The 20,535-nt window shown below is 63.4% G+C and carries 19 protein-coding genes and 1 pseudogene; 16 read left to right on the top strand and 4 right to left on the bottom strand.

Annotated features, from left to right (window positions below; all coding sequences use genetic code 11):
* Positions 1-194: 194 nt before the first annotated feature.
* The 3 genes from GSQ79_RS20495 (at position 195) to GSQ79_RS20485 (ending at position 3,383) form a co-directional block, all read left to right on the top strand.
* A complete protein-coding gene (locus GSQ79_RS20495; protein ID WP_246725468.1) occupies positions 195-1,199 on the top strand; it encodes an NAD(P)H-quinone oxidoreductase in 1,005 nt (334 codons plus the stop codon).
* Between the two features lie 102 nt (positions 1,200-1,301).
* Positions 1,302-2,840: a sensor domain-containing diguanylate cyclase gene (locus GSQ79_RS20490; RefSeq protein ID WP_158810547.1), complete on the top strand. Its 1,539-nt coding sequence runs from the start codon at positions 1,302-1,304 to the stop codon at positions 2,838-2,840.
* A gap of 114 nt (positions 2,841-2,954) precedes the next feature.
* Positions 2,955-3,383, top strand: a complete 429-nt coding sequence (locus tag GSQ79_RS20485) for a DUF3597 domain-containing protein (RefSeq protein WP_158810545.1) — start codon at positions 2,955-2,957, stop codon at positions 3,381-3,383.
* Positions 3,384-3,391: 8 nt separating this feature from the next.
* Here GSQ79_RS20485 and GSQ79_RS20480 read toward each other — a convergent pair whose 3' ends face one another.
* Entirely contained in the window at positions 3,392-3,709 is a 318-nt protein-coding gene (locus GSQ79_RS20480; protein WP_158810543.1) for a cupin domain-containing protein, read from the bottom strand.
* Positions 3,710-3,848: 139 nt separating this feature from the next.
* Between GSQ79_RS20480 and GSQ79_RS20475 the strand changes: the two genes are divergently transcribed.
* Positions 3,849-4,862, top strand: a complete 1,014-nt coding sequence (locus GSQ79_RS20475) for a PHB depolymerase family esterase (RefSeq protein WP_158810541.1) — start codon at positions 3,849-3,851, stop codon at positions 4,860-4,862.
* Between the two features lie 18 nt (positions 4,863-4,880).
* On the opposite strand, the gene GSQ79_RS20470 is transcribed toward GSQ79_RS20475, so the two are convergent.
* Entirely contained in the window at positions 4,881-5,966 is a 1,086-nt protein-coding gene (locus tag GSQ79_RS20470) for a putative zinc-binding metallopeptidase (protein ID WP_158810540.1), read from the bottom strand.
* 425 nt (positions 5,967-6,391) lie between these two features.
* Here GSQ79_RS20470 and GSQ79_RS20465 point away from each other — a divergent pair, with 425 nt between their 5' ends.
* The 5 genes from GSQ79_RS20465 to GSQ79_RS20445 all read left to right on the top strand — a co-directional run bounded on the left by GSQ79_RS20465 (position 6,392) and on the right by GSQ79_RS20445 (position 10,917).
* Complete coding sequence (locus tag GSQ79_RS20465; protein ID WP_158810538.1) at positions 6,392-8,170, top strand: hypothetical protein; 1,779 nt, start codon at positions 6,392-6,394, stop codon at positions 8,168-8,170.
* Positions 8,171-8,247: 77 nt separating this feature from the next.
* On the top strand, positions 8,248-8,547 hold the full coding sequence (locus GSQ79_RS20460; protein WP_158810536.1) for an antitoxin of toxin-antitoxin stability system: 300 nt from the start codon (positions 8,248-8,250) through the stop codon (positions 8,545-8,547).
* A gap of 216 nt (positions 8,548-8,763) precedes the next feature.
* A complete protein-coding gene (argJ, locus tag GSQ79_RS20455) occupies positions 8,764-10,002 on the top strand; it encodes a bifunctional glutamate N-acetyltransferase/amino-acid acetyltransferase ArgJ (RefSeq protein WP_158810534.1) in 1,239 nt (412 codons plus the stop codon).
* Positions 9,999-10,403, top strand: a complete 405-nt coding sequence (mutT, locus tag GSQ79_RS20450) for an 8-oxo-dGTP diphosphatase MutT (RefSeq protein WP_158810532.1) — start codon at positions 9,999-10,001, stop codon at positions 10,401-10,403. Before argJ ends, mutT begins: the two co-directional genes overlap by 4 nt.
* A 334-nt stretch (positions 10,404-10,737) precedes the next feature.
* Positions 10,738-10,917: a hypothetical protein gene (locus tag GSQ79_RS20445; RefSeq protein WP_158810530.1), complete on the top strand. Its 180-nt coding sequence runs from the start codon at positions 10,738-10,740 to the stop codon at positions 10,915-10,917.
* Positions 10,918-10,964: 47 nt separating this feature from the next.
* On the opposite strand, the gene efp is transcribed toward GSQ79_RS20445, so the two are convergent.
* Positions 10,965-11,534, bottom strand: a complete 570-nt coding sequence (efp, locus tag GSQ79_RS20440; protein ID WP_158810528.1) for an elongation factor P — start codon at positions 11,532-11,534, stop codon at positions 10,965-10,967.
* 131 nt (positions 11,535-11,665) lie between these two features.
* Between efp and epmA the strand changes: the two genes are divergently transcribed.
* The 5 genes from epmA (at position 11,666) to GSQ79_RS20415 (ending at position 17,259) form a co-directional block, all read left to right on the top strand.
* Positions 11,666-12,715, top strand: a complete 1,050-nt coding sequence (gene epmA / locus GSQ79_RS20435; protein ID WP_158810526.1) for an EF-P lysine aminoacylase EpmA — start codon at positions 11,666-11,668, stop codon at positions 12,713-12,715.
* Positions 12,712-13,749 carry a lysine-2,3-aminomutase-like protein gene (locus GSQ79_RS20430; protein WP_158810525.1) on the top strand — a complete coding sequence of 346 codons (1,038 nt, stop codon included), beginning with the start codon at positions 12,712-12,714 and terminating at the stop codon, positions 13,747-13,749. The genes epmA and GSQ79_RS20430 overlap by 4 nt, the downstream gene beginning before the upstream one ends.
* 174 nt (positions 13,750-13,923) lie before the next feature.
* Positions 13,924-16,413, top strand: a complete 2,490-nt coding sequence (locus tag GSQ79_RS20425) for a DUF3772 domain-containing protein (protein ID WP_158810523.1) — start codon at positions 13,924-13,926, stop codon at positions 16,411-16,413.
* A gap of 19 nt (positions 16,414-16,432) precedes the next feature.
* Positions 16,433-16,942, top strand: a complete 510-nt coding sequence (locus tag GSQ79_RS20420) for a CAP domain-containing protein (RefSeq protein ID WP_158810521.1) — start codon at positions 16,433-16,435, stop codon at positions 16,940-16,942.
* Between the two features lie 35 nt (positions 16,943-16,977).
* The gene (locus GSQ79_RS20415) at positions 16,978-17,259 is read left to right on the top strand and encodes a DUF427 domain-containing protein (protein ID WP_158810519.1); all 282 of its coding nucleotides are present in this window, start codon (positions 16,978-16,980) and stop codon (positions 17,257-17,259) included.
* Here the strand turns inward: GSQ79_RS20415 and GSQ79_RS20410 are convergent.
* Positions 17,246-17,629, bottom strand: a complete 384-nt coding sequence (locus GSQ79_RS20410) for a thiol-disulfide oxidoreductase DCC family protein (protein WP_158810517.1) — start codon at positions 17,627-17,629, stop codon at positions 17,246-17,248. The two genes, GSQ79_RS20415 and GSQ79_RS20410, sit on opposite strands and share 14 nt — an antisense overlap.
* A 470-nt stretch (positions 17,630-18,099) precedes the next feature.
* Between GSQ79_RS20410 and GSQ79_RS20405 the strand changes: the two genes are divergently transcribed.
* Entirely contained in the window at positions 18,100-19,761 is a 1,662-nt protein-coding gene (locus GSQ79_RS20405) for a PAS domain S-box protein (protein WP_158810516.1), read from the top strand.
* A 190-nt stretch (positions 19,762-19,951) separates the two neighbouring features.
* A pseudogene (locus GSQ79_RS29715) lies at positions 19,952-20,535 on the top strand (PAS domain-containing protein); the annotation flags it as partial.

The following is a 20,535-nucleotide window of genomic DNA, read 5'->3' as shown; positions in this document are numbered from 1 at the left end:
TCGCCGGGATCGGAACTCTGCGCAACACGTTTACGCAGCAGGTTTAATCCGCCAGAGGCGTGCGCTGGCAGCATCGGCACCGCTCTGCGGCTCGTCCTTGCCACGACACCTTGCTATCAGAAATGCACCGGTCCGACGGCGTCGGGCCGCCTTCTCTCGCTTAAGGAGAAGGCGCGAACTTCAGAGAACCCGTAATGACCTTGCCCACGATGATGAAGCAGATCCATTTCGACGGCGCCGGCGGTGCCGACGTCATTCGCGTGGGTGAAGCGCCGGTCCCGACGCCTGGCGCCGGCACGGTGCTGATCGAAGTCGTGGCGGCCGGCGTCAACCGGCCCGACGTCATCCAGCGCGGCGGCGGCTATGCCCCGCCGCCTGGCGAAAGCGACATCCCGGGGCTCGAAGTCTCCGGCCGGATCGTGGCGCTGGGCGAAGGCGTCGACACGCTCGAGATCGGCGACGAAGTCTGCGCACTGCTCGGCTCCGGCGGCTATGCCGAATATGCCGTGGCCGCGGCGCCGCTCTGCCTACCGGTTCCGAGCGCTGTCAGCCTTCAGGATGCCGGCGGTTTGCCGGAGAACTACTTCACCGTCTTCGACAACGTGTTTTTGCGCGGTGGCCTGAAGGCCGGCGAAAAATTCCTCGTCCATGGTGGTTCGAGCGGCATCGGCTCGACGGCGATCCAACTGGCGCATGCCTTCGGCGCGGAAGTTTTTACGACCGCCGGGTCGGCGTCGAAATGCGCCTTCTGCCGGACGCTCGGCGCCGATCACGCGATCGACTACAAGACCGACGACTTCGTCGACGTCATCAAGGCGATCACCAAGAAGTCCGGCGTCAACCTGATCCTCGACATGGTGGGCGGCACCTATCTCCAGCGCAACATTGCGATCATGGCGATGGAGGCCCGCCTGGTGCAGATCGCGTTCCTGCAGTCCGGCATCATCGAAAAGCTCGACTTTCGCAACGTGATGATGCGGCGGCTCGTTCTCACCGGCTCGACCCTGCGGGCGCGCACCCTCGAGCAGAAGGCCGCCGTGGCGCGCGGTCTCAGGGAGAAGATCTGGCCGTTGCTCGATACGGGTACGGTCAAGCCGATCATCCATGCAACGTTTCCGCTCAGTGCGGCGCGTCAAGCCCATGAAATGATGGAATCTTCGTCGCATCTCGGCAAGATCCTGTTGGTCACAGGTAAATAGAAACCACAGCAACGCTTCTGTATTGCCATCAAAATTTTAACGCTCTGGGCCGATTGTCGCCAAGGTTTCGGCACCAGGACGCTGCGGCAATTGCGAAAGCGCATGCAAAAGAAGATTTTAGGACATTTCGGCCGCCTGTTTACCGCCCTGGTGATCCTCAGTCTCGTGGCGATCTGGGCGATCTTTGCCGGCATCTCCTACGACGCCTATCGCGGTCAGTGGATCGCTGCCTCGCTCGTCGCGAACAACATCACGATCTTGCTCGAGCGCGACATAGCGCGAAACATCGAACTTTATGATCTCTCGTTGAAAGCGGTCGTCAAAGGGTTGGACGACCCGAAGATAATGGCTCTGCCCGAAGACCTCAGGCGGGCCGTGCTTTTCGATTCATCGGCCATGGCGTCTGGCTTGGGCTCCATACTGGTTATCGATCCCAAGGGCGCGATAACCATGGACTCGCGGTCTGACCATCCCAGCGCCGTGAATCTGGCCGACAGGGATTATTTCAGCGTTCACCGCGATGAGCAGACCAAAGACGAGCTCTTCGTCAGCCACCCGTTTCAAAGCCGCATTTATGCGCAGGAATGGTCGATCGGGCTGAGTCGACGCGTGAACAATGCCGACGGGAGCTTTGCCGGCGTTGTCGTCGGCACCGTCCGACTGAGCTACATACTGTCGTTGTTTCGAGATGTTCGCCTGCCGCCTGACAGTTCGGTCACTTTATTCGACAGACGCGGAAACGTCATCGTTCGCTCCCCGTTCGACGCTGCGGTGATCGGGCAGGAGGCGGGCTCCGCCACGGAGTTTAAGCGTCAGGGCACTTGGTCGGGCGAATTCACGCGAGACTCGAGCTTCGACGGCATCCGCCGCCTCTTCGTTTATCGTCAGGTCGGCTCCCTCCCTATCGTGCAAAGCGTCGGCCTGTCCGTCGATCGGTTCCTTGGCGAGCTGCAGGCGCGCGTCGCGGGCTTAGCGGTCGCTTTCCTGCTCCTGAGCGGCCTTATCGTGGTGCTTGGGACAAGTCTTCGCAAAGAACTCCGCAACCGCACGGCAGCGGAGGTTGCGCTCGGTCAACTCGCCGCGACGGATGCCTTGACCGAGGTGGCGAACCGCCGGCGGTTCGACGAGGTGCTGATCATCGAATGGCGTCGCAGCGTCCGTTCGGAGGCTGACCTCTCGCTGCTGATGATCGACTGCGATCTGTTCAAGGCCTTCAACGACGCCAACGGCCACCTCGGGGGCGATGCCGCGTTGCGTGCGGTTGCCGGCGCGATCAAGGCATCGATTTCCCGCCCGGGCGACCTTGCGGCCCGCTACGGCGGTGAAGAATTCGCGGTGCTCCTGCCGACAACCGGCCTCAGCGGCGCGACGGTCGTCGCGGAAGCGATTCGCACGCGCGTTCTGGCTTTGAATATCCCGCATCTCAAGAGCCCGTTTCATCGCGTGACGGTGAGCATCGGTGTCGCGTGCCGGCATCCGGGCGGGGATGACGAACCCCGCATGCTGATCGAAGCTGCGGATCGCGCGCTCTACGCCGCGAAAGCGCAGGGGCGCAACGTCGTGGCCCTAGCCGACGCGCCGAGCGGATTGTCGTCAGGCACGGATCCGCACCGACGGCGGTCGGGTGCCGCAACGGCGTAAGACGATCGTCGTAGACACTCGGCTGTTCGGGAATATCGGTTCCGCTCCGCACCTTTCCGCAGCCGGCGCGTTGGTCGGCGCGGCCGCGATGAAGCGGTCTGAAGCGAGGGCATCATGAGCATTTTCGGGACAATCTTGTCGAAAGTCTTCGGCGATCACCATCAGGCGGCAGCGCCGAGCGCGTCCGCTGGCGCGCCGGCACCATCGGCCGACCCTTCGGCCCCTGCGGACGCCACGCCACCGGCTCCGGACAGCGCAACGCCGGCTGCCCCGACATCCAGCGCCGCTCCTGTGGACGTGGCTGCCGTGCTCGACGGCATGGAAGACAAGAGCGGCCAGGATCTTGATTGGCGCAAGTCCATTGTCGACCTGATGAAGCTGCTTGGCCTTGATTCCAGTCTGTCCGCGCGAAAAGAACTCGCGGGCGAGCTGCATTATACCGGCGACACCAATGACTCAGCCACGATGAACATCTGGCTGCACAAGGAAGTCATGCAGAAGTTCACCGAGAACGGCGGCAAGGTCCCGGCCGACCTGCACTAGGCAGGGCGTCAAATCGCGCCGACCGCAAGATTGGTTTCGACGAGGACCGTATCCTCGTCGAAATGCGCCGCGTGCCACGTTCCCGGCGTAAAATGAAACAGGCTGCCCGCGGAAAAGCGCTCGCTCCCGTCTTCCGTATCCAGGATGCCTCCGCCGGAGATGACCTGGACGAACTGTTCGAACGGATGCGTATGCCGGCTCGCCGAGGTCCCCGCTTTGATCTCCAACCGTACGAGCGCCGCGCCGACCCCGGGTGCGATCTTCTTCGATACCGTTGGACCGGCAACCACAGCCTCCACATCATCCCAGCGTTGCAAGATCGGCATATCGACCCTCCATCCTCATGCGTTTGTACCAAGCCGTGCCCAGCGGCGCCGAACTTTTCGCTGCGGCCCTAGTTGTGCATTGCACCATTGTTTAGTGCGCTGCACAAACGTATGGTCCGCGCCTCAACGAGGATAGAGCATGGATAGTTTCTTCAACACCGCCGAGGCCCCGCGTCTTGATGGCGCGCTGCCCGATCAGGTGTCCGGAGCGCGACGATCCGACGGGCTGCATGAAACGGTTGCGTTCGGGACCAATCCGGGCGCGCTGCGCATGCTCACCTATGTGCCCGAGAAACTGGCAAAGAACCCGGCTCTGGTTGTCGTCCTGCACGGCTGCACGCAGACGGCCGAAGGCTACGACAAGGGGGCAGGCTGGTCGAAACTGGCGGAACGCGGTGGCTTCGTCCTGCTCTATCCGGAGCAGCGCAGAAGCAACAACGCCCATGGCTGTTTCAACTGGTTCGTCGGCGGCGATACGGAGCGCGGGAGCGGCGAGGTCGCGTCTATTCATGAGATGATCACGGCCGCGATCGCAAAACATGGCATCGATCAGCGCCGTGTCTTCATCTGTGGCCTGTCGGCCGGCGGTGCCATGGCCGGCGCGATGCTTGCCACCTATCCCGAAACATTCAAGGCCGGGGCGATCCTCGCCGGTCTGCCTTTCGGCGCAGCGTCGACGACGAGCGAGGCGCTGGAAAGCATGTATTCGGGTCGGCTCAAGGCGGCGAAAAGCTGGGGCGACCTGGTGCGTGGGGCGTCCGACCATACGGGCCCTTGGCCCGCGGTGGCCGTCTGGCATGGAACCGCCGACAGTACGGTGAAGCCGATCAACGCCGGCGAGATCATCAAGCAATGGACCGACGTCCACGGCCTTGTGACGGCGCCGGAGGAGGAGCGGATCGGCGACATCACGCGGCGGCAGTGGCGCGACACATCCGGAAAGGTTCGGGTCCTCGACTATAGCGTCCCCGGCATGGCGCACGGCACGCCGATCGAAGGCTTGGGCCAAGCTGACGACGGGGCGTTGGGGCCCTTCTTCCTCGCCGCGGGTCTCTGGTCGAGCCTGCGGATCGCGCAGGACTGGGGCCTGTTCGACAAGGATGGCCATCCCCGCAAAAGCAGGCGCTTCTCGTTCCTCGGCCTCGAACTGTGAGCCTCGGCAAGCCCGGCGTCACGACGCCAGGGCTGGCTCCGGCATCCGGTCGGCCGAGGAATGGACCAGGGTGTGGATGAAATCGAGCTTCTGCACCACCGCGGGCGACAGGACGAAGGGGTAAAGGTCCTCCTTGCCCATCGTTTTGCTCATCGTGTTCAAGGCCGTCGTGACGGGAAGCCAGTTGTCGATGAGCGGTTGCATCGTCGGCGCCGCATAGGGATCGACGCTTTGATCGACGCTGAACTCGCCGTCCTTGTCGATGGCGGGTGACAGCTGCAGGTTGAAGGCCCGTGCCATCTCGAGCGTGTCGATGATGTGCAGATAGTGTGCCCAGGTTTCGGCGAAATCCTCCCAGGGGTGGCAGGTGGCATAGGCCGAAACGAAATGGGTCTGCCAATCCAGTGGTGGCCCCTTCGCGTAGTGCGTCTTCAGCGCTTCCTGATAGTCCAGCGTGTCGTCACCGAAGATTGCCCGGCACTCGTTCAGCTTGTTGCCGTCGCGGACCAGGCGATCCCAGAAGTAGTGCCCCACTTCGTGGCGAAAATGGCCGAGCAGAGTGCGATAGGGTTCGCCCATCGCCTTGCGGCGTTGCTCGCGCTCGGCATCGTCGGCTTCGCTCAGCGCGATGGTGATGACGCCGTCTTCGTGCCCGGTCATCACCTTGTGCTGAGCGTTCGGCACATCGTCCATGAACTTGAAGACGAGCGGTTCGGCGGCAAACAACATGTTCTGGGTCTGCGCCAGGTTGAGCCGGAACAAGGTGTAGAACAGGCGGTGCTTCGCCACCTCGATCTTGCGCCAGGCGAGACGGTGATCCGGGCTGTTGAGCTCCGGGATGACCCGATTGTGGGAACAGGCGGCGCACATGCCGGTCGTCGAATCCGTCGGCACCAGCCAGTTGCAGACGTCGTGGGCCGCGTTCGCGCAGAGCCGGAACCGGTTGTTGTTCACGCCGAGAGCGATCCAGGCATCACCGTCCGGCTCGAGCGCCGACAGTACGTTGTCGTCGGGCCAGTAGCCCAGCGCATGCTGACAGCGTTCGCACCGGGTATTTTCGAAAAACAGGATCTGGGAGCAGGACTGGCAGGAGAAGAGTTTCATATGTGCGTTCCAGATAAAGCCAGCGGTGCATGCGCGGCCCGCCCCGGAGATGGTTGGTGAAACGACGCGAGCTTAGCCATTGTTCCCGATCGAAAGATCGCTTAGCGAACAATTCGCCTGCGCCATCTCGCCTGGCGTGGTTACACGCGCCGGAACGCTCATCTGCCGTTCATGGGCCTGCGTTCAGGTTGGACACGGCAAGACCGATGGTGGCCAGCCGACCCGCAGTTGATTCAGCATTGTGAACGGTGGATTAACGACGTCGTCAGTCGAGGCGAAACAATGCGGCCGTGATCTACATGCGCCAATAGCAACGGTCTAATCGACGTGATATCCGACCCCAACAAACCTCGGCGGATCGTGCCGACTCCATCGCGACGGCTGCGCCTTGCTGCACCCTCGCGCGCTCCGCAACGGGATTGATGATGACGGCTGACGCTCTTGTCGGAACGAAGACAGTTTCTGTGGCCGCCCCGGTGATCCGCGCCGAGTGGAGGGCGGTGCAGGGCGTTGCCGTGTTCCTGGTGTTCCTTCTGATCTCGATCATCCCGCTGCTGACGCACCCGTTGCCGCCGCTCGAAGATTACGCCAATCACGTCTCGCGGATGTACGTCATCGCGGACGCCGGCAAGAACGCCAATCTGGCGAAGTTCTACGAAATCGACTGGGAGTTGCTCCCGAACCTTATGATGGATCTGATCGTCCCGCAGATCGCGCGCTACGTGAACGTCTATCTCGCGTGCCAGCTGTTCACGATCGGGATTTTCGTGCTGATCATGTCCGGCACGTTCGCCCTCAACCGCGCTCTGTTCAAGCGCTGGTCGGTGCTGCCGCTGATCGCATTTCCGCTGCTCTACAACTACATCTTTCTCGTCGGCGTCATGAACTACTTCTGCGGCATCGGCCTCGCCCTCTGGGGACTTGCCGCCTGGATCGCATTGCGCGAACGCCCGTGGCCCTATCGCTACGTAATCTCGGCCCTCTTCGCGATCCTGCTGTTCCTCTGCCACCTGTTCACGCTCGGCGTGTATGGCCTCGGCCTGATGGCGTTCGAGATCTGGTTCGTGGTCTCCGTCGACCGCTCGAGCCTGCCACTACGCGCCTTAAAGTTTGTCTGCGCTGGCATCCCGTTCATCCCGGCATTGCTGCTCCTGGTCCGCAGTTCGACCTGGGGCAATGCGACGGCCTGGGAATGGGATTCGCTCGGCAAGATCGACGGTCTGATCTATGCGGTCGAGACCTATTCCGACATCGTGGCGGTGGTCCTGACCGTGACCGTCGTTCTCGCCGGCGCCTGGGCGGCACGTCACAAGATCCTGCGGGTGCATCCCTTCCTCATGCCGCTGCTCATCGTCGGCGGCATCATCTACATGGCGATGCCGCGCGTGCTGTTCGCCAGCTACCTCGCCGACCAGCGCCTGCCGATCGCCATCATCTTCATGGTGGTAGCCTGCTTCCGGGTCGAGTTGCGCCAGGAATTCATCCGCAGGCTGTTCCTGCTCGGGACCATGGCGCTGCTCGGCGCCCGGGTGGCCGAGGTCGACATCGCCTGGGCCAATTCCTCGACCGAAACGCTCGAGATGAAAGAGTCGCTGCGTAAGGTGGCGAAGGGATCGAAGATCCTGGTGGCCTACACGGATTCCAACATGCCGAACGAGGTCGAGCACCTCGGTCTCGTCCATGCCGCGACATTGGCGATCCTGGAGCGGTCGTCGCTGATCACCACGGCGTTCACCACCAAGGGCAAGCAGATCATGCATGTCCGACCGGACTACCGGAAGATGGTGGATACCGAGGACGGCGTGCCGCCGACGATCGATCAGCTGGTGCTCGACGCGGTCGGCCGCAGCCCCGACGATTCCGGGTACTGGCACGACTGGATCAACAAGTACGACTACATCTACGTGCTGTTCACCGACGACGACAGCGACAACCCGATGCCGGACAAGCTGAAGAGCGTCTACGAAGGCGAGAACTTTCAGCTTTATCACGTGATCCGGCCTGGCATGGATCCGAGCGAGCTGAACCCGCCGAAGCCGCCAAAGCCGATGACGAGGATTTCGCCGGTTGTGGTGGCCAAGCCGGCGACGGCGATGGTCGCGCCGGCCGCGCCGCAGGCGGCAGTCGCGCCACAGGCGCCCACCGTGTCTGTGCCGGCTGGTTCGCCCGCTGCGTCGGTTTCCTCCGAGCCTGCAAAACCGTGATCATGCCTCAGGTCGGGTTTGCGCGGCCGCTTGCGATCTGAAAAGATGTGTCGTGGCTCCTCCATGGCGAAGGAAGCATGTCAAAGGAAACGTCGTTTACGCTCGAACTCGACGCGGAGCTTCGGGAGCAATTTCTCATCGAGGCTGATGCCGCGAAGCGACCGGCCTCAGACCTCGTGCGCGACTTCATGCAGGCGTTCGTAAGACAGCAGCGCGATGGCCGAGAGCACGACGCTTGGTTTCGGGCCGAGGTCGAAAAGGCGCTTCGCGAAGCCGATGACTTGGACGTCAAGCGCATTCCTCACGAAGATATCGGCGAAACCTGGCGGCGTGAGCGTGCCGAGATCTTGGAACGCGCAGGCAAGCGATCGACGTAAAGGTCGAATGGTTGCCGATCGCCGCACGCGACCGCCGAAGCCAGCTGGATTATCTGGAGCATAGGAATCCGCGGGCGGCTATTGCCGTCGGCGATGCCATCGAGCAGTGGCCCCAAGATCCCGCCTGATGGCGGAACACGCCTAAACCGTCTTGACGCACCGGCCTCCCTCCCGCACATCGGGCGGCGTGTGGTTGATTGAAGGATCGGGAATATCATGGTCGCGGTGTCGCCTCTCGCTCCGAGCGCTCCTCCGGAGATGCCGCCTGTAGACGGCGTGCGCTTCGCGACGGGGTCCGCCGGCATCCGCTACAAGGGCCGCACCGATGTCCTTCTTGCCCTGTTCGACAAGGGCACCCAGGTCGCCGGCGTCTTCACGACCTCCAAGTGCCCCTCGGCACCCGTCGACTGGTGCCGCGCCCGGCTCGGCGGCGGCAAGGCGCGCGCCCTGGTGGTCAATTCCGGCAACGCCAACGCTTTTACCGGCAAAGTCGGTGCCGATGCCGCGGCGCTGACGGCCAAGCTGGCCGCCACCGCCACCGGCGCGTCGTCGAAAGAGATCTTCATCGCGTCGACGGGCGTCATCGGCGAGCCGCTCGATGCCAGCAAGTTCACCGGCGTTTTCGAGACGCTGATGGCCGAGGCGACGCCCGACCGCATCCTCGACGCGGCGCAGGCGATCATGACCACGGATACCTTCCCGAAGCTGGCGACCGCCACGGCGGAGATCGACGGTGTCCCGGTCACCATCACCGGGATCGCCAAAGGCGCCGGGATGATTGCCCCGGACATGGCGACCATGCTGTCCTTCGTCTTCACCGACGCCCCGATCGCCGCCGCCGCCCTGCAGGCGATGCTGAGCAAGGGCGTCAAAAGCAGCTTCAACGCCATCACCGTGGATAGCGACACGTCGACGTCGGACACGTTGATGCTGTTCGCCACCGGCGCCGCCGCCAAGCGGGGGGCGCCGAAAATCGCCAAGGCGACCGATCGCCGGCTCAAGGGTTTCAAGGCCGCGCTCGATGGCCTGTTGCTCGATCTGGCGCAGCAGGTCGTCAGGGATGGCGAAGGCGCGCGCAAATTCATCGAGATCACGGTGGAAGGCGCCGACAGCGTCAAGGCGGCGAAGCGCATCGCGCTTTCCATCGCCAACTCGCCGCTGGTCAAGACCGCCGTGGCTGGCGAGGATGCCAATTGGGGCCGTGTCGTCATGGCGGTCGGCAAGGCCGGCGAAAAGGCCGAGCGCGACAAGCTGGCGATCTGGTTCGGCGGCGTCCGCGTCGCCCACAAGGGCCTGCGCGACCCCGCCTACGACGAGGCGCAGGTCTCGGCGTTGATGCGCGAGCCCCACGTGCCGATCCGCGTCGAGCTCGGCATCGGCAAGGGCGCCGCGACGGTCTGGACCTGCGATCTCACCAAGGAGTACATCGCGATCAACGGCGACTATCGCTCTTGACCCGCCTGCTCCTCGTCGTCGCCGCGGCGCTGGTCGATATCGACGGACGCGTTCTGGTCACCCAGCGGCCCGAGGGGCGGTCGCTTGCCGGCCTTTGGGAGTTTCCCGGCGGCAAGATCGAGACGGGCGAGCGTCCGGAAGCGGCGTTGATCCGCGAGCTTCGGGAAGAGATCGGCATCGAGGTCGAGGAGGCCTGTCTCGCGCCGTTGACCTTTGCCAGCCATGCCTATCCCGACATGCATCTGCTGATGCCGCTGTATATCTGTCGGCGCTGGAGCGGGGTCGCACGGTCCTGCGAAGGCCAGGCGTTGCGCTGGACGTTTCCGGTGGATCTACTCGAATTGCCGATGCCGCCGGCTGACGCACCGCTCATTCCGGCGTTGATCGATCTGCTGGGCTGATCGAGTCGGGCCGAACAGATCCCTTGTTCTCAGCTAGACAGTTTAGGGCGGCCATTTGCGGCTGCTGGCACGGTCGGTGGCCGAAACATCACGCCTATAGCAGTTCTGGGATTTTCCAGGGGATGGTTCGGATTCAACACAATGTTTTAACGAGGAATAAACTAGGGTCGATTGCGGAACAAACGTGTCATTTTATGGTTTTACGACAAGACGAGAGTTCTAGGTCGACGACTTGGTGAGCCCCTTGTCGCCGACGGTAAATGGTTCGTGTCGGCCACTTCAAGAACCTGGTGAGTGTATGACGCGACGTGTTTTGAATCAGGATGGGTACGGCATGAAAGCTTCAGCACAAGCTGCACGGCTCGAAAGCCCCTCAATGGCGGGCTTCCACCACGGCGTAAAGTCGTGCTCGTTGATCGGGCGCAAGCTCGAAACGATGTTCGAAGTGCCGCGCGACTCGTCCGATGCCATCGACGCCCTGCTGCGTGAGATCGATCGCAAGATCGCTCGTTGACCTGATTCGCGCCGTCCCGCCGGGACGACGCGAATGATATGACGGCCTCAATCTTTGGCGCGCTCGACATAGGAGCCGTCGTCCGTCTGAACGACGATGCGGGTCCCGATCGCAATATGCGGGGGCACCATGACACGAGCCCCATTCGACAACTTAGCCGGCTTGTAGGATGAGGACGCGGTCTGGCCCTTCATGGCCGGCTCGGTGTCGACGATCTCCAGGGTCACGCGCGCCGGCAATTGAATGCCGACCGCAATCTCATTGAACATCGAGACGACGCAGATCATCCCTTCCTGCAGATAGGCGGCCTGGTCGCCCAGCACGTCGTCCGAGATGACGATCTGGTCGTAGGTCTCGCCGTTCATGAAGGTGTAGCCCTCGGCGTCCTTGTAGAGGTAGCTGAAGTTCGAATCCTCGACGTAGGCGCGCTCGACCTGCTCGGTCGTCTTGTAGCGATCGGTGGTCTTCACGCCATCGGAAAGGCGACGCATATCGATCTGGGTGGTCGGGGTGCCTTTGCCGGGATGAAAGCTTTCGGCCGTCAGAACGACGTAGAGCTGACCGTCGTCACGCTCTAAAATGTTGCCTTTACGGATCGAACTGGCGATGACTTTCACGAAACTGTCCTTGGTCGGAAATGGCGGCCGGGTGCTCGGCCCCACGTAGGATCACGGTGGGCGCGGCGCAGGCTCCTGGCGGTGCGCTCTTCGCTAGCCGCCTTCCCCCCCGCTTTTCAAGTGAAATAAAGATGGATGAAGCCCCGCCCTGGTGGCAACCGCACGGATTTGCCGACCGGATGCTTGCTTTGCAGCAGCGTAATGCGATCAAGGCGGCGCTGCGCGCGCACTTCGATCGGGATGGCTTCGTCGAGGTTGACACGCCGATCCTCCAGGTCTCGCCGGGCAACGAAACGCATATCGGCGCCTTCGAGACGGCGCTCGTCGGACCCGATGGCCGGTCGTCGCCGATGTATCTGCACACCTCGCCCGAATTCACCTGCAAGAAGCTGCTGGCCGCCGGCGTGCCGCGGCTGTTCACCTTTGCCCCGGTGTTTCGCAACGGCGAGCGGGGTCGGCTGCATCACCCCGAGTTCACGATGCTGGAGTGGTATCGCGCCGACACGCCGCTCGATCGGCTGGTCGAAGACTGCGCGGCGATCCTGCGGGTTGCGGCGGAGGCAACCTCGGCAAGGCTGTTTCAACATCGCGACGCCGTGGCCGATCCGCGCTTCGCGCCGGAAATCCTTACGGTGACCGAGGCCTTCGGGCGCCATGCCGGCATCGATCTGGCCGCCATGCTCCCGAGCGAACCTGACGGTTTTGCGCGCCTTGCCGCGGCGACGCAGGCGCTTGGCCTGCGGGTCGCAGCGGACGATACGTGGTCCGACCTGTTCTCCAAGATCATCAGTTTTGCCATCGAGCCCAAGCTGGGGATCGGCCAGGCTACCGTGCTGACCCGCTATCCCGCCAGCGAGGCGGCGTTGGCGCGGCTTTGCCCGGACGACGAGCGCTTTGCCGAACGCTTCGAGCTCTATGCCTGCGGCGTCGAGCTCGCCAACGCGTTTGGCGAGCTGCGCGACCCTGCCGAGCAGCGCCGGCGCTTTGAACACGCCGAGGCGGAGCGCCAGCGCATCTACGCCAAGCGCTACCCCCTCGACGAGGATTTTCTCGCTGCCCTGGCGCTGATGCCCGAGGCCTGCGGTATCGCGCTCGGCTTCGACCGGCTCGTCATGCTCGCCACGGGCGCCCGACGCATCGAGGAGGTCCTTTGGGCGCCCGTGGCGGAGCCGGTGATATGACGGCCGTCATGTTACGCAGCGCCGAAGACCTGGCAGCGGCCGGCCTGATCGGGCCGGCGCACATGCCTGCGGCCAAAGCGGTGGGCGCGCGCTATGCCATCGCGGTGACGCCGGAGATGGCGGCGCTGATCGACCCTGCCGATGTAGCAGACCCGATCGCGAAGCAGTTCCTGCCCGATCGCCGCGAACTCGAGGTCGCGCCCGAAGAGCGATTCGATCCGATCGGCGACGCCGCGCACAGCCCGTGCGAAGGGGTCGTCCACCGTTATCCCGATCGCGTGCTGCTCAAGCTGCTGCAGGTCTGCGCGGTGTACTGCCGGTTCTGCTTTCGCCGCGAAACGGTCGGGCCGGGGCAGGCCAACGCGCTGTCGTCGGCGGCGCTCGATGCGGCGATGGCCTACATCGCGGCGCGTCCCGAAATCTGGGAGGTGATTCTCACTGGCGGCGACCCCTTTGCCGCTTCGCCGCGCCGGCTCGCCGACGTCGCCGCCCGGCTCGCCGCCATCGACCACGTCCGCATTCTGCGCGTGCATACCCGCGTGCCGGTGGTCGATCCCGGCCGTATCACCTCGGCCCTGGTCGAGGCGTTAAAGGGCTCGGGAAAGACCGTCTACGTCGCCATCCACGCCAATCATCCGCGCGAATTCACCGCAGCGACTCGCGACGCCTGCGCCAGGCTCAGCGATGCCGGCTTCGTCCTGGTCAGCCAGAGCGTGCTGCTGAAAGGGGTCAACGACGATGTCGCGACCCTCGCCGCGCTGATGCGCGGCTTCGTCGAGCTGCGGATCAAGCCGTACTACCTGCACCATCCCGATCTCGCCCGCGGCACCGCGCATTTCCGCGTATCGATCGCGAAGGGACAAGCGCTGATGCAGGCGCTGCGGGGGACGCTGTCGGGGCTCTGCCAGCCGACCTATGTGCTCGACATCCCCGGCGGCTATGGCAAGGCGCCGCTCGGGCCGGATGCGTGGGACGGTGAGAGCATCACCGACTTTCGCGGGGGAGCGCATGCCTATCCGCCGGTGCAGGACTGAATGCGTGAATTTGCCGGATCTTGTCTTGCCGGGACATTGCTTGCGCCGTCGAGGGGACGGCCAATTTCATCCCGCGTCGCAACAAAACCCGATTGTTGACGCTTCTTGCCCGCGAACCGCGAAGCATCCGCCGCTTCGTCAGCTCACCTGCTGCCCGCCGAGACTGATCGTTTGATGATGAAAACCACCCGCTCGTGTGTCGCGATTCTCTGCCTTGCCCTCGGCCTCACCGCCTTGATGCCTGCCATGACGAACGCGCAGACGGTGACACAAGGCAAGGCGCCGGTCAGCGCGACCCAGGAAGCACTTGCGGCGAAGGTCGACCAGCTGAGCGCCCAGCTTGGCAACATGGAAAAGTCGCTCGAGAACAGCAAGCCGAATCAGGCGGCGCTCGACGAGATGCGCCAACAGGTCGGGCCGATCGTGACCGAAAGCCAGACGATCGTCGATCGTATGACGCCGCGTCTCAAGGCGTTACAGGCGCGCCTCGACCAGCTCGGCCCCAAGCCCGACACCAAGGCGCCGCCGGAGAGCGCCGAGGTCACCAAGGATCGCACCGACGCGCAGGCGCAGTTCGACGGTACCAGCGAGCTGCTGAAACGGGCGAAGCTCCTGGCCGTCAAGGCGGAGCAGGATGATCACTATCTCGGCGCCCGCCAGCGCGCCGAGTTCAACCACAACCTGTTTCAGCGCGAGACGAGCATCGTCAGTCCGCCACTGTGGCTGGGCGTCATCCAGGACACGCCCGCCAATATCGGCCGCGTGACGGCGGCCTTCGATGACTGGGCATCCGGCTTCAACGCCAATCTCACCGGCATCAAGCTGGTCGTCTTCTGGGCCATCGTGCTCGTCATCCTGCTGCTGTACTGGCCGCTGACGCGACTGGCGCGGCGCGTGCTCCACGCCGAACGCAAGATCGAGCACCCCAACGATTGGCAGAAGATCATCGCGGCGTGCTGGGTCAGCATCAGCGTCTCGGCCCTGCTCATCGCGCTGATGTACTGCGTCGCTTTCGCGTTTTCCTTCTTCTCCAGCCCGGATACCCGGCTGCTCCCGCTGTTCTCGGCGATCCAGGGCGGCGTCATCCGTGTCGCGCTGGCGGCCGGACTGGCGCGCGGCATCCTTTCGCCCGACCATCCGAACTGGCGGCTCGTCAATCTCGACGACAAGACCTGCGACAAGCTGATCCGCATCATCATCGCGGTGGCGATCATCCTGTCCGGCACGCGCATCATCGAGGCGCTGAACGAGGTCATCGGCGCCTCGCTGCCGTTCTCGGTGGCGGCGCGCGGCGTCGGCGCGCTTTTGGTGGCGGCCGCGATGAGTGCGGCACTGCTCAATCTCGGCGATGATCCGCAGGCCGACACGTCGGGCGCGGCGAAAAGTACGGCGCGGCGCGACTGGTATGGGCTGATCCGCGGCGTAGCCTGGACGGTCATCCTCGCCATCACCGTGTCGGTACTCATCGGCTATGTCGCCTTCGGCAGTTTTTTGGTCGAGCAGATCGTGCTGATCGGCGCCACGGGCGCCGTGTTCTTCCTTGCCGCAACGCTGGTCGAAGACGCCTGCACCCTGGGTCTGGAGCCCGGCTCCCTGTTCGGCCGCACCTTGATCTACACCGTCGGGTTGCGGCGCGAGGGACTGGAGCAGCTTGCGATCCTTCTGGCCGGGATGCTGCGGCTGGTCCTGATCGCCGTTGCGGCCCTGACCATCATGGTGCCATGGGGCCTTCAGTCGACGGATATTCCCGGCAACCTCTACGCCATTTTCTTCGGCTTCAAAGTCGGCGACTTCACCGTGTCGCTGGCCGGCATCGCCTTTGCAGCGCTTACCTTCCTGATCGTCATCGCGGCGACGCGCGGCATCCAGGGCTGGCTGGAGAACCAATATCTTCCGCATACGCGGCTCGACGCCGGCCTGCAGAACTCGATCAAGACGAGCCTCGGTTACCTCGGTTTCATCCTCGCCCTTGCGGTGGCCGCCGCCAACCTCGGCGTCGATTTCCAGAAATTGGCGATCGTCGCCGGCGCGCTGTCGGTGGGTATCGGGTTCGGCCTGCAATCCATCGTTAACAATTTCGTCTCCGGCCTGATCCTTCTGTGGGAGCGGGCGGTGCGGGTCGGCGACTGGATTGTGGTAGGGTCGGACCAGGGCTACGTCCGGCGCATCAACGTGCGCTCGACCGAGATCGAGACGTTCGACCGCGCCGCGGTGATCATTCCGAACTCCAACCTCGTCAGCGGCATCGTGAAGAATCTGATGCGGACGGATCGCGTCGGGCGGCTGATGATCGAGCTGACTGTCGACGGGACCGCGGATCCGGAGGAGGTGCGCACCGCCCTCATCGACATCGCGCGCGACAACGACGCGATTCTGTCGCTACCGAGCCCGCAGGTGCGCTTCATCAATCTGACGGCGTCGGCGATGACCTTCGACCTCTACTGCTTCGTGGCGGATGTCGAATCCATGGTGCGGACCAAGAGCGATCTCTATTTCGAGATCCACAAGCAGTTCAAGGAGCGCGGCTTCTTCAACGGCCCGGCACCCGACCCGCTGGCGATCAAGATCGATGGTCTCGACAGACTCGAGACGATCCTGCATGGGGTTGGCTCACGCAGCGACTCGGAAGAACCCCGGCCGCGGAAAACGGCAGCCTCGGCTTAACGCGAGACGTCATCCCATCATGCGATCTGCATCTTTTCTGTCGTCCCGTCGGTCCGCGGCCTGCGCCGTCATCGCCGCGCTCACGCTCTGGCAGGCCGGCTGCGGCAGCGCTCCGACGCCGGAGCCGCTCATTCCGACCGAGGTGGTCAAGCTCGATCCGGTCGAAGTGAGCCACCGCATCTCGGCCTATCGCGAGGCCCACAACCTTGCGCCGGTGACGCTCGACCCGGCGCTGATCTTGATCGCGCAGGCACAGGCGGACGCGATGGCGGGTGCCAACCATCTCAGCCACGAGGTCGCCGGCAATCTCGACCACCGGCTCAACGCCGCGCATCATGCCAAGGGCTATGCCGTCGAGAACGTGTCCGCCGGCTATGCGACGGCCGATGCGGCGCTCGCTGGTTGGCAGCGGTCAGCCCCGCATAACGCCAATCTGCTCTATGGGCCGATGCGGCGCATGGGAATCGCTGCGGCCGATGCGCCGGGCACCCGGTTCAAAACCTTCTGGGCCCTGGTGATGACGGACTGACGCCCCATCTTCCAAGCATCACTGGGAGCGCGTTCATGGTCACTGCCGTCTGGAACGATACCGTCATCGCCGAGTCCGAAGACACGGTGGTCGTCGAGAACAATCATTATTTCCCGCCCGATTCCGTCAAGCCTGGCGTGCTGAAGCCGAGTGCGACGACCTCGGGCTGTCCCTGGAAGGGCACCGCCAACTATCACACGGTGGTCGCCAACGGGGCGGAGAACAAGGACGCCGCTTGGTACTATGCCGACCCGAAGTCGGCGGCGGCGAACATCAAGGGGCGGATCGCGTTCTGGAAGGGCGTCACGGTCGCTTGACCAGCCGTCTTGCCAGACGTTGCACCGACGGCCGCATCGGCAGGAAGACGGTATAGGCGGCGTCGAGGACGCAGGGCATCGGTTTGATCAGGAACAGCCGACCGAGCCAGCTCAAGCCAGGAAGCGCCGCCCAGAGATGAGCGAAGGCCGGCCCCCCGCTCGAGATCCGTCCGTCGGGCCGCATCACATGGAAGCGACGCATCGCGGCGTCCTTCGACAGGCCGGGCGCGACGATCGCATGCTCACTATGGCTGATGTCGATGAAGGCGATCGCGTCTGCGCCTTTCAAACTCTGGTACAGGCCGATCTCGCGAATGCAGAGGGGGCACGAACCATCGTAAAAGACGGTGAGTTTGGTCGGCTCAGTCATGTCGGCATCCAGAGACGCTATTTGTTATAATCGATTTGCAGGGCGCCGCGCGCTGGCGACCCGCGACCTTTTAACTCGGCGGCATCCACGCCAATGCGGGTTGAAGATCTGAAATTCCTCGCCTTTCGAGCGAATCGATACTTTGTAGTAAGTTGACACGATGAGCCTTGTGCCGTGACGTCCGGCCATATCCTCGCATCGCCCTGGGCCGTCAGCATGACACCGTTCCGTTCAAGCCCCAGTTGGCAGCGGTATCCGCAGGGCGCGGGCGGTCGAGAGCGCGTACCGCTGTGGTCGACTTACCAAAGCGATCAGAAATCGTTCTCTCCTCAAAACGGGAGAGCGTTTTCCCGATCGCAAAAGTCTGCGACTTTTGTGGCAAATGCTCTTGAGGGCTGGATGTGAGTCCGTCGGCTGAGCTTCTGATCGTTGGCCCAGATCACGCCGGACGCTCGAGCCGGGCGTCATTGTTGTCGGGCGCCGGCTATACCTTGATCGAGGCGGCGTCGGTTGACCAACTCGCCGCAGACATTGCGGGGACCCCACGGCTGGTCATTCTGGATACGGTCGGCGCGCAGGCCTCTGCCTGGTGCCAGACGATCAAGGACGCCTATCCCGACGTTTTCGTTGTCCAGATCGATGCAGCCGCCCAGTCCGGCCTGCCGACACCTGCGGTGGCCGCGTGCATCGACGCGTTTCTTGCCGATCCCATCGACGCGCGCGAACTGCTCACGCTCGTGGGTTCGCTCCTGCGGCTGCATCAGGCCGAGAGGCGGCTCAAGGACAGCGAGCGCCGGCTGGAACTGGCGCAGGAGTCGGCCGGGCTCGCGATTCTCGACTGGGACATTCTTACCAACAGTTTCGTCCATTCCGCCGTGTTCGCCGAGCTGTTTGACCTGCCGCCGCGCATGGATGGTGAGCCGTTTGCCTCGTCGGCTCTCCTCGAGCGTATCCATCCCGAAGACATGAGCGCGTTGCTCGGGAACCTGGCATTGAAGAACCAGACTGCGCGCCGTTTCGAATGGGAGTTTCGCATCATCCGCCGGGATGGCGAGGTGCGATGGGTCTCGTCCCGCGGCCGCTACTTTCACGGTGTCAGCGGCTTCGTCGAGCGGATGATCTCGCTCAGCTTCGATATCACCGAGCGCAAGGAATCGGACAGGGTCAATGCGCAGCTTGCGTCGATCGTGGCGTCCTCGATCGATGCGATCGTCAGCGTCGATCTGGCCAATGTGGTCACCACCTGGAATACCGGAGCCGAACGCCTGTTCGGCTTCACCACGGCGGAGATGATCGGCCGTCCGCTCGATGACGTGCTGGTCTACGACGACGAGGCGACCCGCCTCGATCAACGGCGAAAGCTGATCCTCGGCGAGTCCTCCGTCTTCGAGACCCGCCAGACGACCAGGAGCGGCGCATCGGTCGACGTCTCCGTCAACAGCGCCCCGATGCGCGGGTCGAACGCCGCCGTGATCGGCGCCTCGCTCATCATGCGCGACATCGCCCCGCAAAAACGCCGGGAGGATCACGTCCGCTTTCTCATGCGCGAACTCACGCATCGCTCCAAGAACCTGCTGGCGGTGATCCAGGCGATGGCGCGGCAGTCGCTCAGCAAGGACGTGTCGCCGGAGGAATTCGTCAAACGGTTCAGCAATCGGCTAGGTGGTCTCGCAGGCTCTCACGACCTGCTGTCGTCTCTCGATTGGAAGGGAGCCTCGCTCGTCGACCTCATCCGGTCGCAGTTGCGGCACTACGAGGATCTGTTCCAGAGCCGCATCATCCTGGACGGCATCGACATCATCATCCGCCCGGAGGCGGCGCAGAACATCGGAATCGCGCTCCATGAACTCTCGACCAATGCCGCCAAATATGGCGCTTTATCGAGCCAGGCGGGACAGGTCACCGTCGCCTGGCAGATCGACGACACGGGAATCGGGCCGCGCCGCCTGACCATGACCTGGCGCGAGACGCATGGGCCGGCGGTCGTCGCACCCACCCGCAAAGGGTTCGGTCACATCGTGATGGACAAGATCGCCGGACAGGCGCTCAACGGGAAATCCGGAACCGAGTTCGCGGCGGACGGCGTCGTCTGGACGTTGGATGTGCCGGCGGCGTCGGTCGTGTACGAATAAACTTTGCGCGATGTATCACGCCACCGGCGTTTTGGCGCACGCGCGAGGCGCTGCTTTTCTGCAACGTCATTTAAAAAATGACATGCATTCTCCGTTCTTTTCAATGCTAAGTCGCGAAAGTGAATAAGACACAATATTCTTCGTTCGACGCTGGGTCCCATGACGCAGCGTCGCAACTTCTGGGCGTCCTATGAGCAGCCTGTACGAGCAGAACACCGGCAATATCCCGTCAGGCGACGACGCAACAATGTTCGATCTGGCGCCGGTCTCGCTCTGGCTGGAAGACTACAGTGCGCTCAAGACCTTGTTCGACACTTGGAAGCAGCAGGGTGTCGTCTCGCTGCGTGACTATCTCAAGGAGCGGCCCGAGCGGGTCACGACGTGTTCGGCCTGCATTCGAGTCATCAAGGTCAACGCCAAAACGCTCCGACTGCTCGGCGCCGCGGACCTCGCCGAGCTCGTCCAAAATCTCGACAAGATCTTTCGCGACGACATGCTCGAGACCCACATCCTGGAACTCGAGCAGTTGTGGGACGGCAAGCCGGAATTTTTCAGCAAGACGGTCAACTATGCCCTGACGGGCGAACGGCTCGACATCCAGCTCAGCGGCAGCATCCTGCCGGGCCACGAAGACACCTGGGATCGGGTTCTGGTTGCCGTGGAGGATGTGACGGAGCGCGAGACGGCGATGCGTCGCGCGGCGCTCAGTGAGAACTACGCCAAGGGCTTGTTCGATCACTCGCCGGTGTCGCTCTGGGTCGAGGATTTCAGCGT

Origin of the sequence: Beijerinckia sp. L45, from assembly GCF_009765775.1 — a bacterium.
Classification (GTDB): domain Bacteria; phylum Pseudomonadota; class Alphaproteobacteria; order Rhizobiales; family Beijerinckiaceae; genus RH-AL1.
This window is presented reverse-complemented; position numbering and strand designations above follow the sequence as displayed.

Bases quoted from the DNA above. Each gene is read 5' to 3' on its own strand.
- GSQ79_RS20495 (WP_246725468.1), top strand. From the start codon at position 195: ATGACCTTGCCCACGATGATGAAGCAGATCCATTTCGACGGCGCCGGC.
- GSQ79_RS20490 (WP_158810547.1), top strand. From the start codon at position 1,302: ATGCAAAAGAAGATTTTAGGACATTTCGGCCGCCTGTTTACCGCCCTG.
- GSQ79_RS20485 (WP_158810545.1), top strand. From the start codon at position 2,955: ATGAGCATTTTCGGGACAATCTTGTCGAAAGTCTTCGGCGATCACCAT.
- GSQ79_RS20480 (WP_158810543.1), bottom strand. From the start codon at position 3,709: ATGCCGATCTTGCAACGCTGGGATGATGTGGAGGCTGTGGTTGCCGGT.
- GSQ79_RS20475 (WP_158810541.1), top strand. From the start codon at position 3,849: ATGGATAGTTTCTTCAACACCGCCGAGGCCCCGCGTCTTGATGGCGCG.
- GSQ79_RS20470 (WP_158810540.1), bottom strand. From the start codon at position 5,966: ATGAAACTCTTCTCCTGCCAGTCCTGCTCCCAGATCCTGTTTTTCGAA.
- GSQ79_RS20465 (WP_158810538.1), top strand. From the start codon at position 6,392: ATGACGGCTGACGCTCTTGTCGGAACGAAGACAGTTTCTGTGGCCGCC.
- GSQ79_RS20460 (WP_158810536.1), top strand. From the start codon at position 8,248: ATGTCAAAGGAAACGTCGTTTACGCTCGAACTCGACGCGGAGCTTCGG.
- argJ (WP_158810534.1), top strand. From the start codon at position 8,764: ATGGTCGCGGTGTCGCCTCTCGCTCCGAGCGCTCCTCCGGAGATGCCG.
- GSQ79_RS20445 (WP_158810530.1), top strand. From the start codon at position 10,738: ATGAAAGCTTCAGCACAAGCTGCACGGCTCGAAAGCCCCTCAATGGCG.
- epmA (WP_158810526.1), top strand. From the start codon at position 11,666: ATGGATGAAGCCCCGCCCTGGTGGCAACCGCACGGATTTGCCGACCGG.
- GSQ79_RS20430 (WP_158810525.1), top strand. From the start codon at position 12,712: ATGACGGCCGTCATGTTACGCAGCGCCGAAGACCTGGCAGCGGCCGGC.
- GSQ79_RS20425 (WP_158810523.1), top strand. From the start codon at position 13,924: ATGATGAAAACCACCCGCTCGTGTGTCGCGATTCTCTGCCTTGCCCTC.
- GSQ79_RS20420 (WP_158810521.1), top strand. From the start codon at position 16,433: ATGCGATCTGCATCTTTTCTGTCGTCCCGTCGGTCCGCGGCCTGCGCC.
- GSQ79_RS20415 (WP_158810519.1), top strand. From the start codon at position 16,978: ATGGTCACTGCCGTCTGGAACGATACCGTCATCGCCGAGTCCGAAGAC.
- GSQ79_RS20410 (WP_158810517.1), bottom strand. From the start codon at position 17,629: ATGACTGAGCCGACCAAACTCACCGTCTTTTACGATGGTTCGTGCCCC.